Origin of the sequence: Streptomyces nanhaiensis (assembly GCF_046614825.1) — a bacterium.
GTDB classification, from domain to species: Bacteria; Actinomycetota; Actinomycetes; order Streptomycetales; family Streptomycetaceae; genus Streptomyces; species Streptomyces radiopugnans.
Window position 1 is genome coordinate 45,053 of sequence record NZ_JBKJFM010000015.1, and the last position, 13,453, is coordinate 58,505.

15 protein-coding genes are annotated in these 13,453 nt (G+C 72.3%); 3 read left to right on the forward strand and 12 right to left on the reverse strand.

Annotated elements, in window-relative coordinates:
• Positions 1-32: 32 nt before the first annotated feature.
• From dapD to ACLIYP_RS06955, 12 genes are all read right to left on the reverse strand, one after another.
• Positions 33-1,031 carry a 2,3,4,5-tetrahydropyridine-2,6-dicarboxylate N-succinyltransferase gene (dapD, locus tag ACLIYP_RS06900; RefSeq protein ID WP_412712246.1) on the reverse strand — a complete coding sequence of 333 codons (999 nt, stop codon included), beginning with the start codon at positions 1,029-1,031 and terminating at the stop codon, positions 33-35.
• A gap of 192 nt (positions 1,032-1,223) precedes the next feature.
• The gene (locus ACLIYP_RS06905) at positions 1,224-2,213 is read right to left on the reverse strand and encodes a CU044_5270 family protein (protein ID WP_412712247.1); all 990 of its coding nucleotides are present in this window, start codon (positions 2,211-2,213) and stop codon (positions 1,224-1,226) included.
• The gene (locus ACLIYP_RS06910; RefSeq protein ID WP_412712248.1) at positions 2,206-2,808 is read right to left on the reverse strand and encodes an RNA polymerase sigma factor; all 603 of its coding nucleotides are present in this window, start codon (positions 2,806-2,808) and stop codon (positions 2,206-2,208) included. The genes ACLIYP_RS06905 and ACLIYP_RS06910 overlap by 8 nt, the downstream gene beginning before the upstream one ends.
• Before the next feature lie 94 nt (positions 2,809-2,902).
• Complete coding sequence (locus ACLIYP_RS06915) at positions 2,903-3,226, reverse strand: DMT family transporter (RefSeq protein WP_410539018.1); 324 nt, start codon at positions 3,224-3,226, stop codon at positions 2,903-2,905.
• A 144-nt stretch (positions 3,227-3,370) separates the two neighbouring features.
• Positions 3,371-3,706 carry a metal-sulfur cluster assembly factor gene (locus ACLIYP_RS06920; protein ID WP_093655405.1) on the reverse strand — a complete coding sequence of 112 codons (336 nt, stop codon included), beginning with the start codon at positions 3,704-3,706 and terminating at the stop codon, positions 3,371-3,373.
• Positions 3,703-4,194 carry a Fe-S cluster assembly sulfur transfer protein SufU gene (gene sufU / locus ACLIYP_RS06925; protein WP_093655403.1) on the reverse strand — a complete coding sequence of 164 codons (492 nt, stop codon included), beginning with the start codon at positions 4,192-4,194 and terminating at the stop codon, positions 3,703-3,705. Before sufU ends, ACLIYP_RS06920 begins: the two co-directional genes overlap by 4 nt.
• A gap of 46 nt (positions 4,195-4,240) precedes the next feature.
• A complete protein-coding gene (locus tag ACLIYP_RS06930) occupies positions 4,241-5,497 on the reverse strand; it encodes a cysteine desulfurase (protein WP_412712249.1) in 1,257 nt (418 codons plus the stop codon).
• A 124-nt stretch (positions 5,498-5,621) separates the two neighbouring features.
• Positions 5,622-6,386: a Fe-S cluster assembly ATPase SufC gene (gene sufC / locus ACLIYP_RS06935; RefSeq protein ID WP_279557722.1), complete on the reverse strand. Its 765-nt coding sequence runs from the start codon at positions 6,384-6,386 to the stop codon at positions 5,622-5,624.
• Between the two features lie 6 nt (positions 6,387-6,392).
• Positions 6,393-6,752, reverse strand: a complete 360-nt coding sequence (locus ACLIYP_RS06940; RefSeq protein ID WP_412712250.1) for a non-heme iron oxygenase ferredoxin subunit — start codon at positions 6,750-6,752, stop codon at positions 6,393-6,395.
• Positions 6,749-7,930: a Fe-S cluster assembly protein SufD gene (gene sufD / locus ACLIYP_RS06945; RefSeq protein WP_412712251.1), complete on the reverse strand. Its 1,182-nt coding sequence runs from the start codon at positions 7,928-7,930 to the stop codon at positions 6,749-6,751. Before sufD ends, ACLIYP_RS06940 begins: the two co-directional genes overlap by 4 nt.
• Before the next feature lie 111 nt (positions 7,931-8,041).
• On the reverse strand, positions 8,042-9,463 hold the full coding sequence (gene sufB, locus ACLIYP_RS06950) for a Fe-S cluster assembly protein SufB (protein WP_093655392.1): 1,422 nt from the start codon (positions 9,461-9,463) through the stop codon (positions 8,042-8,044).
• A complete protein-coding gene (locus ACLIYP_RS06955) occupies positions 9,460-10,251 on the reverse strand; it encodes a helix-turn-helix transcriptional regulator (protein WP_412712252.1) in 792 nt (263 codons plus the stop codon). The genes sufB and ACLIYP_RS06955 overlap by 4 nt, the downstream gene beginning before the upstream one ends.
• Before the next feature lie 258 nt (positions 10,252-10,509).
• Here ACLIYP_RS06955 and ACLIYP_RS06960 point away from each other — a divergent pair, with 258 nt between their 5' ends.
• The 3 genes from ACLIYP_RS06960 (at position 10,510) to ACLIYP_RS06970 (ending at position 13,337) form a co-directional block, all read left to right on the forward strand.
• Positions 10,510-11,436: an ABC transporter ATP-binding protein gene (locus ACLIYP_RS06960; RefSeq protein ID WP_412712253.1), complete on the forward strand. Its 927-nt coding sequence runs from the start codon at positions 10,510-10,512 to the stop codon at positions 11,434-11,436.
• Positions 11,437-11,498: 62 nt separating this feature from the next.
• Positions 11,499-12,230: an ABC transporter permease gene (locus tag ACLIYP_RS06965; protein ID WP_412712260.1), complete on the forward strand. Its 732-nt coding sequence runs from the start codon at positions 11,499-11,501 to the stop codon at positions 12,228-12,230.
• Between the two features lie 102 nt (positions 12,231-12,332).
• Entirely contained in the window at positions 12,333-13,337 is a 1,005-nt protein-coding gene (locus ACLIYP_RS06970) for a COX15/CtaA family protein (RefSeq protein ID WP_412712254.1), read from the forward strand.
• Positions 13,338-13,453 lie beyond the last annotated feature (116 nt).

Below are 13,453 nucleotides of genomic sequence, written 5' to 3' on the forward strand. Positions count from 1 at the left end.
GCCCGGTGCCGGGGGACGTACCCGGCGCGGCGTCAGTTGTGGCTGTGCAGGGCCTCGTTCAGACCGCCCCAGGAGCCGGAGCGCTGGAGGGCCTCGACGGCTCCGGTGGTGGAGTTGCGGCGGAACAGGAGGTTGTTCGCACCGGACATCTCCAGCGCCTTGACGACCTTGCCGTCGGGCAGGGTGACGCGGGTGCCGGCCGTCAGGTAGAGGCCCGCCTCCACGACGCAGTCGTCGCCCAGCGAGATGCCGATGCCGGCCTCGGCGCCCAGCAGGCACCGCTCGCCGATGGAGATGGTCTGCTTGCCGCCGCCGGAGAGGGTGCCCATGATCGAGGCGCCGCCGCCGATGTCGGAGCCGTCTCCGACGACGACGCCCGCGCTGATGCGGCCCTCCACCATGGAGGTGCCCAGCGTTCCGGCGTTGAAGTTGACGAAGCCCTCGTGCATGACGGTGGTGCCGGAGGCGAGGTGGGCGCCCAGGCGCACACGGTCGGCGTCCCCGATGCGCACGCCCTTGGGGATGACGTAGTCGGTCATCCGGGGGAACTTGTCGACGCTGGTGACCGTGAGCTGCCTGCCCTCGGCGCGGGCGGCGAGACGGACCTGCTCGACCCTCTCGACGGGAACGGGGCCGAGGTTGGTCCAGGCCACGTTGGCGAGCAGGCCGAAGATCCCGTCCAGGTTCTGGCCGTGCGGCCTCACCAGGCGGTGGCTTAGCAGGTGCAGCCGCAGGTAGGCGTCGTGCGCGTCCAGAGGCTTGTCGTCCAGCGAGCCGACGACGGTGCGGACGGCGATGACCTCGACACCGCGGACCGGGTCCGGGCCCAGTGCCTGCGGCGCGGCGTCGCCCAGCAGCTCGGCGGCGCGCTCGGCGCTCAGCCGCTCGGTGCCGGCGGGGCCGGGTGCGTCGGCCAGTTCGGGCGCGGGGAACCAGGTGTCGAGTACGGCGCCCCCGTCGAGCGCGACGGTGGCCAGTCCGGCGGCTGCTGCGCCGGTCGTACGGGGTGCGGATGCGGGTGCTTCGGTCATGGCCAAACGCTAACCGGACACCTTCCGCGAGCGCGAACCGGTCCCATCGGCCGGACGCGTACGGCCTCCCCCGCGTGCTGCCCCGCGCACCGTCCCGCACCCCCGCGCTCTCCCGGCCCGGCGCGCACCGCCGCGGCCCGCCACCCCCGTGGGCGGGCCGCGGCTGTACGTGCGCACCACTCCGCCCCGGCGTCAGGGGCGCCGCCCCTCGGCGTCGACGAGGGCGGTGCGCAGGACCGCGGTGTCCCAGAGGACCTGTCCCTTCCTCAGCTCGTGCACGGTGCCGTCCGGGAGCTCATCGGTGAAGTCCTCGGCCACCGTCGACCGCGTCCCGAGGTAGGTGTAGGTGTCAGGGTCGATGAGCAGCAGGTCCGTGGTCTCGGGGAATCCGGCCGGCCCCTTCTCGCCGTCCTCGAAGTACAGGGCGATGGCGTCCCGTCCGGCCGCGTCCTTCACCAGGTGGTCCACCACCTCCACCCCGTCCACCGTCGCCAGGGCCCGGTAGAGCCTGGCCAGCCCCTGGTGCGCCATCGGGTAGGACTTGATCAGCACGCCGGCCGCCCGGTAGTGGTGCGCGTCCCTGGGCTCCCGCGGGGTGTCGCCGGAGGGCTCGCCGCCTCCGTCGGACGGGTAGAACCAGCGGATCCTTGCCAGCGCCTTCTCCGGGTCGTCGGGCAGGGAGGCGAGGAAGCGGAACCGCTCGCGCGGGGAGTGGTCGTCGCCCTCCTTCCAGTTCTCGAACTCGGGGTCGTCGTAGCGGTACCAGCTCTCCTGGGTGCTGGGTTCCTGGTGGCCGCCGTTCTCCGTGGCCCCCTGCCGGGTCCGGACGTAGGTCCACTGGCCGTCGCGGGGCTCGGGGTCGGGAAGCCGCTCGACGGTGTCGGCGGCGTGCCGCAGTACGGTGGCCGCGTCCGTCAGGTCCACGTGCGACCGGATCGAGGAGGCGGCCGGCGGCGCGGCGGTGTCGGCTCCTCCGCCCGCCAGCTGGCTGCCCGCGAACGCCGCCGCGGTGACCGCGACGGCCGCCCCGGCGACGGCAAGCCGCCAGTCGGCCCGCAGCCGGCGGGGACGGGCTCCGCGCTCCGCCGCGTCCAGCAGCCGCCGCCGGCCGGGGGCGAGGCGTGCCCGGTCGGGGGCCGGGGCGTCGGCGCGGAATTCGCGCACCCGGGTCATCTCATCCATGGCTGGGCACCTCCGCGGTATCGCTGGCCAGGGTGGGGTCTCCGCCGAGCGCGGTGCGCACCTTGCGGCGGGCCCGGCTGAGCCGTGAGCGAACCGTGCCGACGGGGATGTCCAGCGCGTCGGCGACCTCCTGGTAGGTCAGGTCCGCCCAGGCCACCAGGAGCAGTACGTGCCGGTCGCCGGCGGAGAGTCCGGCGAGCGCGGCGGCCAGGGGGCCGGAGGCGGCCTGGGCCGCCACCCGGCTGTCGGCGCCGTCGACCCAGTCCGTCCAGGAGTCGGCGACCGGGTCCGTCCCGGTGCGGGCGAGGGCGCGCAGGGAGCGGACCTCGTGGCGGCGGTGCCTGCCGATGAGGTTGGCGGCGATGCCGTACAGCCAGGGCCGGGCCCCGGAACGGCCGGTGTCGTAGCGGGAACGCTGTCTGAAGGCGATCAGGAAGGTCTCCGCGGTGAGGTCGTCCGCCATGCCGTCGCCCAGCCGCCGCGCCACATAGCGGTGGATGTCGGCGGCGTGCCGGTCGTACAGGCGCGCGAAGACCTCGGGCCGCTCTCTGGAGTCCTCGATGATGGCGGCGTCGTCCGCCGGTGGATCGGCCACGTGGGTTCCCCCGTCTGTGCCCTGCGGGTGGTCGGTTCACCCGTTGTTGCCCGATGGGGGCGAGAGGGTTCACGGCGGCCTCGCGGCGGCGCCGTCAGTGGCCGCCGCCGCCCAGGTTGAGCACCACCACACCGGCGATGACCAGGAGGATTCCGGTGATTCTGGCGGCGGTGACCGCCTCTCCGATGAAGACCATGCCGATCACGGCGATGGCGGCGGTTCCCACGCCCGACCAGATCGCGTACGCGGTGCCCACGGACATGGTCTTCAGCGTCTGCGCGAGCAGGACGAACGCGACCAGGTATCCGGCGGCGGTCCCCAGGGTGGGCCACAGCCGGGTGAAACCGTCGCTGTACTTCATCGAGGTGGTCGCCAGCACCTCGGCCAGGATCGCGCAGGCCAGCATCAGATACGCCATGCGCCGAGGCTACGCAGCGGTGCGGCGGGGCCGCCGACCGCCCCGTGCGCGCCCGTGGGCGCGCACGCCGCCGGCCGGGGCCCGCGAGGGGCCCCGGCCGGCGGGGAAGGCGCTGGGGCCCGGGCGTCCGGGCGTCCGGGTGCCTCAGACGTTGAAGCCGAGCGCGCGGAGCTGCTCGCGGCCCTCGTCGGTGATCTTGTCCGGGCCCCACGGCGGCATCCAGACCCAGTTGATGCGCAGTTCGTTGACGATGCCGTCGGTCGCCGACTTCGCCTGGTCCTCGATCACGTCGGTCAGCGGGCAGGCCGCGGACGTCAGCGTCATGTCCAGCGTGGCGGTGTTGTCGTCGTCGACGTGGATGCCGTAGACCAGGCCCAGGTTGACGACGTCGATGCCCAGCTCGGGGTCCACCACGTCGTACAGGGCCTCGCGGACCTCGTCCTCGCTCGCCGGCTTCGTCGTGGTCGGCGTCTCGCTCATGCGGTCCTCTCCTCGGCCTTCTGCCCGGCCTTCTCCTCGGCGGAACCGTCGCCCAGGGCCTGGGCGGTGGCGTCCTTCCATGCCATCCAGCTCAGCAGGGCACACTTCACGCGTGCCGGGTACTTGGAGACCCCGGCGAACGCGACCGCGTCCTCCAGGACCTCCTCCATCGCGTCGTCGGGCTCGATCCGGCCCTTGGACTGCATCAGCTCCAGGAAGGTCTCCTGGACCCTCCGGGCCTCGGCCAGTTCCTTGCCGACCAGCAGTTCGTTCAGCACCGAGGCGCTGGCCTGGCTGATGGAGCAGCCCTGCCCCTCGTAGCTGACGTCCGCGACGGTGGAGCCGTCCATCCTCACCCGCAGGGTGATCTCGTCGCCGCACGTCGGGTTGACGTGGTGCACCTCGGCGTCGCCGTCGCGCAGCCCCCGTCCGTGCGGGTGCTTGTAGTGGTCCAGGATCACGTCCTGGTACATGGAGTCAAGCTTCACGAGTCACCTTCAGCCGCTGCGGTCGTCCGTCGTCGGTCACGGAACATCAACCGAAGAAGTTCCGTACGTGTTCCAGCCCCTCCACCAGTGCGTCGACCTCCGCCGGAGTGGAGTACAGATAGAACGACGCCCTGGTGGTCGCGGGAATTCCGTACCTCAGGCAGACGGGCCTGGCGCAGTGGTGGCCGACCCGGACGGCGATGCCCTGCTCGTCGAGCACCTGGCCCACGTCGTGGGGGTGGATGTCGCCGAGCGCGAAGGAGATCGCGGCGCCGCGGTCCTCGGCCGTGGACGGGCCGATGATCCTCAGCTCGGGCACCTCCTGGAGCCTGCGCACCGCGTACTCGGTGATCGCGTGCTCGTGGGCCGCGATGCGGTCCATGCCGATCGCCGAGAGGTAGTCCACGGCGGCGCCCAGGCCGACGGCCTGCGCGATCGGCGGCGTGCCCGCCTCGAACTTGTGGGGCGCGGGGGCGTAGGTGGAGGAGTGCATCGAGACGGTCTCGATCATCTCGCCGCCGCCGAGGAAGGGCGGCAGGTCCTCCAGCAGCTCCTGGCGGCCCCACAGCACGCCGATGCCGGTCGGCCCGCACATCTTGTGGCCGGTGAAGGCCACGAAGTCGGCCTGGAGCGCCTGGACGTCCACCGCCATGTGCGGGGCTGCCTGGGAGGCGTCGACCACCACCAGCGCGCCGACCTCCTGGGCGCGGCGGACGATCGTCTCGACCGGGTTGACCGTGCCCAGGATGTTGGAGACCAGCACGAAGGAGACGACCTTGGTCCGCTCGGTGATGACCTCGTCGATGTTCGACAGGTCCAGGCGGCCGTCGTCGGTGAGGCCGAACCACTTCAGCTTCGCGCCCGTGCGCTGCGCCAGCAGCTGCCAGGGCACGATGTTGGAGTGGTGCTCCATCTCCGTGATGACGATCTCGGTGCGGTCGTCGACGCGGTAGGGCTCGTCGGCCCAGCCGAGCATGTTCGCCACGAGGTTGAGCGACTCCGAGGCGTTCTTGGTGAAGATCACCTCGTCGCGGCTCGGGGCGTTGACGAAGGCGGCGACCTTGTCGCGCGCTCCCTCGTACAGCGCCGTGGCCTCCTCGGCGAGCACGTGCACGCCGCGGTGGACGTTGGCGTTGTGCCGCGTGTAGTAGTCGTTCAGCGCGTCGAGCACCTGGTTCGGCTTCTGGGAGGTCGCCGCGTTGTCCAGGTACACGACCTTCTTCCCGTCGTGGACCGTGCGGTCCAGCAGCGGGAAGTCCTTGCGGATCGCGTCCGTGTCGAGAAGGCCCGGCAGCTGTGTCACGCTCGTGTTTCTCCGTTCTACCCCGGGACCCCACGCCCCGTGGGTACCCCATTGCGCGCCTGTCCGGCCGGACCGGGGGCGCCGTCGGTGCGCGGGGCCGCCGGAGCGGCCCCGCGGATACGGCTCACGCCGTCCGGTCGCCCTTGACGTAGGCCTCGTAGCCCTCTTCCTCCAGCTTGTCCGCCAGCTCCGGGCCGCCGGACTCGGCGATCCGGCCGGCCGCGAAGACGTGGACGTGGTCGGGCTTGATGTAGCGCAGGATGCGCGTGTAGTGGGTGATCAGCAGGGTGCCGACCTCACCGGTCTCACGGACGCGGTTGACGCCCTCGGAGACGACGCGCAGCGCGTCGACGTCCAGACCGGAGTCGGTCTCGTCCAGGATCGCGATCTTCGGCCGGAGCAGCTCCAGCTGGAGGATCTCGTGGCGCTTCTTCTCACCGCCGGAGAAGCCCTCGTTGACGTTGCGCTCGGCGAAGGCGGGGTCGATGGAGAGGCGCTCCATGGCCTCCTTGACCTCCTTCACCCAGGTGCGCAGCTTGGGGGCCTCGCCGCGGATGGCGGTGGCGGCGGTGCGCAGGAAGTTGGAGACGGACACGCCGGGCACCTCGACCGGGTACTGCATGGCGAGGAAGACGCCGGCGCGGGCGCGCTCGTCGACGCTCATCTCCAGGACGTCCTCGCCGTCCAGGGTGACGGTGCCGCCGGTGATCGTGTACTTCGGGTGGCCCGCCAGCGAGTAGGCGAGGGTGGACTTGCCGGAGCCGTTGGGGCCCATGATGGCGTGCGTCTCGCCCTGCTTCACGGTCAGGTCGACGCCGCGCAGGATCTCCCGGGGGCCGTTCTCGGCCTCGACGGAGACGTGCAGGTCGTGGATCTCAAGCGTTGCCATGGGGCTTCAGGACTCCTGGGTGGTGGAGACGAGCACGGCCGCGTCGGGGCCGTCTCCTTCGATCTTGACGGGGTATACGGGGACGGGGCGCGTGGCGGGCGGTCCGTCGGGCTTGCCGGTGCGCAGGTCGAAGCTGGACCCGTGCAGCCAGCACTCGATGTGGCAGTCCTCCACCTCGCCCTCGGAGAGCGAGACGTTCGCGTGCGAGCAGATGTCGTTGATCGCGAAGACCTCTCCCCGCGTGCGGACGAGCGAGACCGGGACGCCCTCGACCTCCACCCGCTTGGGGGTGTCCTCCTCCAGCTCGCCGAGCGAGGCGACGCGGACGAAGCCCGCGCTGCCCACCGCGCTTTCGCCGGTGCTCATGCGACCGACTCCTCCAGCTCCTCCTCGATCCTGGCGATGAGGCGGTCCTGCAGGTCGGGCAGGCCGATCTGCTGGACCAGTTCGGCGAAGAAGCCCCGCACCACCAGGCGGCGGGCGTCCTTCTCCGGGATGCCGCGCGCCATCAGGTAGAACAGCTGCTCGTCGTCGAAGCGGCCGGTGGCCGAGGCGTGGCCGGCCCCGACGATCTCGCCGGTCTCGATCTCCAGGTTGGGCACCGAGTCAACCCGCGCGCCGTCGGTGAGGACGAGGTTGCGGTTGAGCTCGTAGGTGTCGGTGCCGGTGGCCGAGGCGCGGATGAGCACGTCGCCGATCCACACCGCGTGCGCGTCCTGGCCCTGGAGGGCGCCCTTGTAGACGACGTTGCTGCGGCAGTTCGACGCCTCGTGGTCGACGAAGAGCCGGTGCTCCTGGTGCTGGCCGTCGTCGGTGAAGTACAGGCCGTACAGCTCGGCCTCGCCGCCGGGGCCCGCGTAGTTGACGCGCGGGTGGAGGCGGACCACGTCGCCGCCGAAGGTGACGACCACGGACTTGAAGGTGGCGTCGCGGCCGACCAGCGCGTTGTGCTGGGAGCAGTGCACGGCCGTGTCGTCCCAGTCCTGCACGGAGACGACCGTCAGCTTGGCGCCGTCGCCCAGCACGTACTCGACGTTGGCGGCGCGCACGCCGTCGCCGGTGTGGTCGATGACGATGACGGCCTCGGCGAAGGCGCCCAGCTCGAAGACGGTGTGCCCGAAGGAGACGCCGCCCTGGCCCTGGATGCTCACCCGGATCGGCTCGGTGAGCGCGGTCTCCTTGGGCACGGTGACGACGGCGGCCTTCTCGAAGGCGCTGTAGGCCTGGGCGGCGACCCGGTCCACGGGCTTGCCGGCCCGGCCCAGACGGGCGTCGTCGCGGCCGACGGTCTCCACCGTCACGCCGTCGGGCGCGGAGACGTCGACCTTGACGCCGCCGCCGGCCTCGGCGGTGCCGTCGTGCAGGCCCCTCAGGCGCTCCAGCGGGGTGAAGCGCCACTCCTCCTCGCGGCCGTGCGGCACCGGGAAGTCCGCCACGTCGAAGGACGGCGGGGCGCTCATCCGGGTGGCGACGGTGGACTCGGCCGCCACCGCGATCGATCCGGCGGTCGTGGACCCGGCCGGGATGTTCTGAGCCTCAGCCATGGCTGTCGTGTTGCTCGCTCTCTGTCTTCTGTGTTCGCCGGTCCCCGGGCCCATCGGCGCCCGGAGACCGGCTCACGGTCACGGAGGTGGGGAGGACGGGTGGCCGGGCGGTCAGCCGACCGCGCCCTCCATCTGCAGCTCGATCAGCCGGTTGAGCTCCAGGGCGTACTCCATGGGCAGTTCCTTGGCGATCGGCTCGACGAAGCCGCGCACGATCATCGCCATCGCCTCGTCCTCGGACAGACCGCGCTGCATCAGGTAGAACAGCTGGTCGTCGCTGACCTTGGAGACCGTCGCCTCGTGGCCCATCGTGACGTCGTCCTCGCGGACGTCGACGTAGGGGTAGGTGTCCGAGCGGGAGATGGTGTCCACCAGCAGCGCGTCGCACAGCACGTTGGACTTGGAGTTCTCCGCGCCCTCGCCGATCTCGATCAGACCGCGGTAGGAGGTGCGGCCGCCGCCCCGCGCCACCGACTTGGAGACGATGTTGGAGGAGGTGTTGGGCGCCATGTGCACCATCTTGGCGCCGGCGTCCTGGTGCTGGCCCTCGCCCGCGAAGGCGATCGAGAGGGTCTCGCCCTTGGCGTGCTCGCCCATCAGGTAGACGGCGGGGTACTTCATGGTCACCTTGGAGCCGATGTTGCCGTCGACCCACTCCATCGTCGCGCCCTCGTAGGCCACGGCGCGCTTGGTGACCAGGTTGTACACGTTGTTCGACCAGTTCTGGATGGTCGTGTAGCGGCAGCGGGCGCCCTTCTTGACGATGATCTCCACGACCGCCGAGTGCAGCGAGTCGGACTGGTAGATCGGCGCGGTGCAGCCCTCGACGTAGTGGACGTAGGCGTCCTCGTCGACGATGATCAGCGTCCGCTCGAACTGGCCCATGTTCTCGGTGTTGATCCGGAAGTAGGCCTGGAGCGGGATGTCCACGTGGACGCCCTTGGGCACGTAGATGAACGAGCCGCCGGACCACACCGCGGTGTTCAGCGCGGCGAACTTGTTGTCGCCGGCCGGGATGACGGTGCCGAAGTACTCCTGGAACAGCTCCGGGTGCTCCTTGAGGGCGGTGTCGGTGTCCAGGAAGATGACGCCCTGCTTCTCCAGGTCCTCGCGGATCTGGTGGTAGACCACCTCGGACTCGTACTGGGCGGCGACACCGGCGACCAGGCGCTGCTTCTCGGCCTCGGGGATGCCCAGCTTGTCGTAGGTGTTCTTGATGTCCTCCGGCAGGTCCTCCCAGGTCTGGGCCTGCTTCTCGGTGGACCGCACGAAGTACTTGATGTTGTCGAAGTCGATGCCGCTCAGGTCCGAGCCCCAGTTCGGCATGGGCTTCTTCTCGAAGAGCTTCAGGCCCTTCATGCGGAGCTTCAGCATCCACTCCGGCTCGGACTTCTTGCCCGAGATGTCGCGGACGACCTCCTCGGAGAGGCCGCGCTTGGCCGAGGCGCCGGCGGCGTCCGGGTCGGCCCAGCCGTACTCGTACTTGCCCAGGCCCTCCAGCTCAGGGTGGGCAGTCTCCGTGGGGAGAGTCATGCGGGGTTCCTCCCGGCTGTGCTTGCAGATGCTGTCGCTGCGGTGGTCTTGGATGTCTTGGGTGTCCCGGGTGCGGCCCCGGAAGCCGCTCCGGGGATGAACGTCGTGCACACCCCGTCGCCGTGGGCGATGGTGGCCAGACGCTGCACGTGGGTGCCGAGCAGGCGGGAGAAGACCTCCGTCTCCGCCTCGCACAGCTGCGGGAACTGCTCGGCGGCGTGGGCCACCGGGCAGTGGTGCTGGCAGAGCTGCTCTCCGCTGGAGGCGGGCGCGCCGCGCGCGGTGGCAGCGTACCCGTCCCTGGACAGTGCCTCGGCCAGAACCCTGGCCCTCTCCTCGGGTGCGGCGCGTTCCAGCTCGGCGCGGTACCGCTCCGCCTGTGCGGCGACCCGGGCGCGGGCGAAGGCCGCGACCGCGGCCCGTCCCCTCTCGCCGCCGCCCGCGGCCTGGGCTATCCAGCGCATGGCGTCGACGGCGAGCTGGTCGTAGGCCTGGTCGAAGGCGCTGCGGCCGTAGTCGGTGAGCGCGAAGGCCCTGGCGGGGCGGCCCCTGCCGCGCGAGCCGTAGACCCGCTTCTCACGGGGCTCGACGACGCCCTCGGAGACCAGTGCGTCCAGGTGGCGGCGGACCGCCGCCTGGGTGAGCTCCAGCCGCTGGGCCAGTTCGGCCGCGGTGGACGGACCGTGGTCGAGGATGGAGCGCGCGACCTTGTTGCGGGTGCCGTGGTGCTCGTCCGGGGCCGGGTGGCCGTGGGCGCGGGTGTCACCGCCGCCGTGGTGGGCCGCCATGTGCTCTCGCGCCTCCTCGCTCCGCCCCGGGTCCGCAGCGCTCCCGCCCGCCGTGGCCGGACCGCCGGTGGCGGCGGGTGCGCTTTTTCACAACGCCATTGTTGCGTAATTCCGGGGAGGCGGGCAAGCCGCGCCCTGACCGGCCCGGATGGGATGCGTCACGTAAGGCGTGCCTTACCCGGGACACCGGCGGCGCGGCCCGGCGGACGGCCCGGCCCGGCGGAGGCGGTCCGCCCGCGGGCTCCTAGACTCGCCGGTATGCGAGACACGGCGGCCGTCGAGGTCGCGGGACTGGTGAAGCGGTACGGGAGCAGGACGGCGGTGGACGGGCTGGACCTCACCGTCGGGCGCGGCACCGTCACCGCCGTCCTCGGCCCCAACGGAGCCGGCAAGACCACCACCATCGAGACCTGCGAGGGCTACCGCCGTCCGGACGCGGGCACGGTCCGCGTCCTGGGACTGGACCCGGTCGCCGACGCCGCCGCGCTGCGGCCCCGGGTCGGCGTGATGCTCCAGAGCGGCGGGATCTACCCCACCGTCCGCGCCGCGGAGATGCTGCGCCACACGGCCGCGCTGCACGCCCACCCGCTGGACACCGGCGCGCTGATCGAACGGCTGGGACTGGCCGGCTGCGGCCGCACCCCCTACCGGCGGCTGTCCGGCGGTCAGCAGCAGCGGCTCTCCCTGGCCATGGCCGTCGTCGGGCGGCCCGAGCTGGTCTTCCTCGACGAGCCGACCGCCGGCCTGGACCCGCAGGCCCGCCGCTCCGCCTGGGACCTGGTGCGGGAGCTGCGTGCGGACGGCGTGACGGTGGTGCTGAGCACCCACTTCATGGACGAGGCCGAGACCCTCGCCGACGACGTCGCGATCATCGACGAGGGCCGGGTGATCGCGCGGGGCAGCCCCGAGGAGCTGTGCCGCGGCGGCGCCGAGAACACCCTGAGCTTCACCGGGCGCCCCGGCCTGGACCTGGCCTCGCTGCTCAAGGCGCTGCCGCCGGACACCGCGGCCGCCGAGACGGCCCCGGGCTCGTACCGCCTGACCGGCACCGTCGACCCCCAGCTCCTGGCCACGGTGACGTCCTGGTGCGCGCAGAACGGGGTGATGCCGGACGGCATCGCGGTGGAGCGGCACACGCTGGAGGACGTCTTCCTGGAACTGACGGGCAAGGAGCTGCGGTCGTGAGCGCTCGGAACACCGGACCGGGCACGTACGCCCCCGCCCCCGGCGCGGCCCCGCTGCCGCGGATGATCGCCGCGCAGGCCGCGCTGGAGACGCGGCTGCTGCTGCGGCACGGCGAGCAGCTGCTGCTGACGATCGTCATCCCCACCCTGCTGCTGGTGCTGTTCAGCGCCGTGGACATCGTGGACCTGGCCGGGGAGGGGGACGGCGGGGGCGGGCGCGTGGACTTCCTGGCGCCGGGCGTGCTCGCGCTGGCCGTGCTCTCGACCGCGTTCACCGGCCAGGCGATCTCCACCGGCTTCGAGCGGCGCTACGGCGTCCTCAAGCGGCTGGGAGCCTCGCCGCTGCCCCGCTGGGGGCTGATGGCCGCCAAGACCTGCGCGGTGCTGGTCACCGAGGTGCTGCAGGTGGTGCTGCTGACGTCGGTGGCCCTGGCGCTGGGATGGTCGCCGCACGGCAGTCCGCTCGCCGTGGCGCTGCTGCTGGTCGCCGGGACGGCGGCGTTCTCCGGTCTCGGGCTGCTGATGGCCGGGACGCTGCGGGCCGAGGCGACGCTCGCGGCGGCCAACCTCGTCTTCGTCCTGCTGCTGGTCGGCGGCGGGGTGGTGGTGCCGCTGGAGAAGTTCCCCGAGCCGGTGCGCGGGGTGCTGGAGCTGCTGCCGATCTCCGCGCTCTCCGAGGGGCTGCGCGAGGTGCTGCGGGACGGTGCCGCGATGCCCTGGGGGAACCTGGCGGTCCTGGGCGTGTGGGCGGTGGCGGGCCTGGCCGCCGCGGCCCGCTTCTTCCGGTGGGAGTGAGCATCTCCGCCGCCCGCGCGGGCGGCGCCCGGGAGGGGGCCCGGGGAGCGCGTCCCGCCCCACGCGCCCCCTCGTGAAAGCTTGCACAAGCACCCGCCTACCATGGTGTCCGTGCCCAATCTGCTCGAATTCGCGCGAAACCCCGTCGCGTACGTCGCCAGGCGCTGGACCCCCGCCCAGCGCACCGTGGAGCGCGCCACCCTGACCGCGCTCGTCCTGAGCGTGCTCATCGTGGTCACCGGCGGGGTGGTGCGGTTGACCGGCTCGGGGCTGGGGTGCGACACCTGGCCCAAGTGCAGCGGGGACAGCCTGGTCGCCACACCCGAGATGGGGCTGCACGGCGCCATCGAGTTCGGCAACCGCCTGCTGACGTACGTGCTGTGCGCCGCCGTCGGCTGGGCGATCGTCGCGGTCCGCTCGGCGAAGCCGCGCCGCCGCGGCCTGTCGCGGCTGGCCTGGTCGCAGTTCTGGCTGGTCGTCGCCAACGGCCTGCTGGGCGGTGTGACGGTGCTGATGCGGCTGAACCCGTACACCGTCGCCGCGCACTTCCTGCTCGCCAGCGTGCTCATCACGGTCACCACCGTCACCTGGCTGCGCGCCCGCGAGGGCGACGACGTGCCGCGCCCGCTGGCCGGAGCGCGGATCCGGCAGCTCGCGGCGGCGCTGACCGCCGTGTCCGTGGTGCTGATCGTCGTCGGCACCATGGTGACGGGCGCGGGTCCTCACGCGGGCGACAGCAGCGACGTGCCGCGGATGGGCGTGGACTGGGAGACGACCGCCCGGGTGCACGCCCTGCTGGCCTGGGCCGTGGTGGCCCTGACCGTACTGCTGTGGCTGGCGCTGCGCGCCGTGAACGCCCCCCGGGCACCGGTCGTCCGCACCCGGGACCTCTTCCTGGTCCTGCTGGCGCAGGGCGTCATCGGCTACGTCCAGTACTTCACCGAGCTGCCCGAGGTGCTGGTCGCGGCGCACCTGCTGGGCTCCTGCCTGGTGTGGGTCGCCGTCCTGCGGGTGCTGCTGTCGCTGCGCGAGCGCGGTCTGCCGCCGGTGGCCGCCGCGGCGCCCGTGTCCGCCGGCCGGCCCGCCCCGGCCCCGGCCGGCCTGTAGAAACCGGCGAGGGAGGGCCGGGCGGACGGGGAGCCCTCGTCCGCCCGGCCCTCCCGTACGTTTTCCCGCCCGCCCGCCCGGCCGGGGCCGGGGCGGACCACACGGCCCGGGGAAGC

Bases quoted from the DNA above. Each gene is read 5' to 3' on its own strand.
- dapD (WP_412712246.1), bottom strand. From the start codon at position 1,031: ATGACCGAAGCACCCGCATCCGCACCCCGTACGACCGGCGCAGCAGCC.
- ACLIYP_RS06905 (WP_412712247.1), bottom strand. From the start codon at position 2,213: ATGGATGAGATGACCCGGGTGCGCGAATTCCGCGCCGACGCCCCGGCC.
- ACLIYP_RS06915 (WP_410539018.1), bottom strand. From the start codon at position 3,226: ATGGCGTATCTGATGCTGGCCTGCGCGATCCTGGCCGAGGTGCTGGCG.
- ACLIYP_RS06920 (WP_093655405.1), bottom strand. From the start codon at position 3,706: ATGAGCGAGACGCCGACCACGACGAAGCCGGCGAGCGAGGACGAGGTC.
- sufC (WP_279557722.1), bottom strand. From the start codon at position 6,386: ATGGCAACGCTTGAGATCCACGACCTGCACGTCTCCGTCGAGGCCGAG.
- ACLIYP_RS06940 (WP_412712250.1), bottom strand. From the start codon at position 6,752: ATGAGCACCGGCGAAAGCGCGGTGGGCAGCGCGGGCTTCGTCCGCGTC.
- sufD (WP_412712251.1), bottom strand. From the start codon at position 7,930: ATGGCTGAGGCTCAGAACATCCCGGCCGGGTCCACGACCGCCGGATCG.
- sufB (WP_093655392.1), bottom strand. From the start codon at position 9,463: ATGACTCTCCCCACGGAGACTGCCCACCCTGAGCTGGAGGGCCTGGGC.
- ACLIYP_RS06955 (WP_412712252.1), bottom strand. From the start codon at position 10,251: ATGGCGGCCCACCACGGCGGCGGTGACACCCGCGCCCACGGCCACCCG.
- ACLIYP_RS06960 (WP_412712253.1), top strand. From the start codon at position 10,510: ATGCGAGACACGGCGGCCGTCGAGGTCGCGGGACTGGTGAAGCGGTAC.
- ACLIYP_RS06965 (WP_412712260.1), top strand. From the start codon at position 11,499: ATGATCGCCGCGCAGGCCGCGCTGGAGACGCGGCTGCTGCTGCGGCAC.
- ACLIYP_RS06970 (WP_412712254.1), top strand. From the start codon at position 12,333: ATGGTGTCCGTGCCCAATCTGCTCGAATTCGCGCGAAACCCCGTCGCG.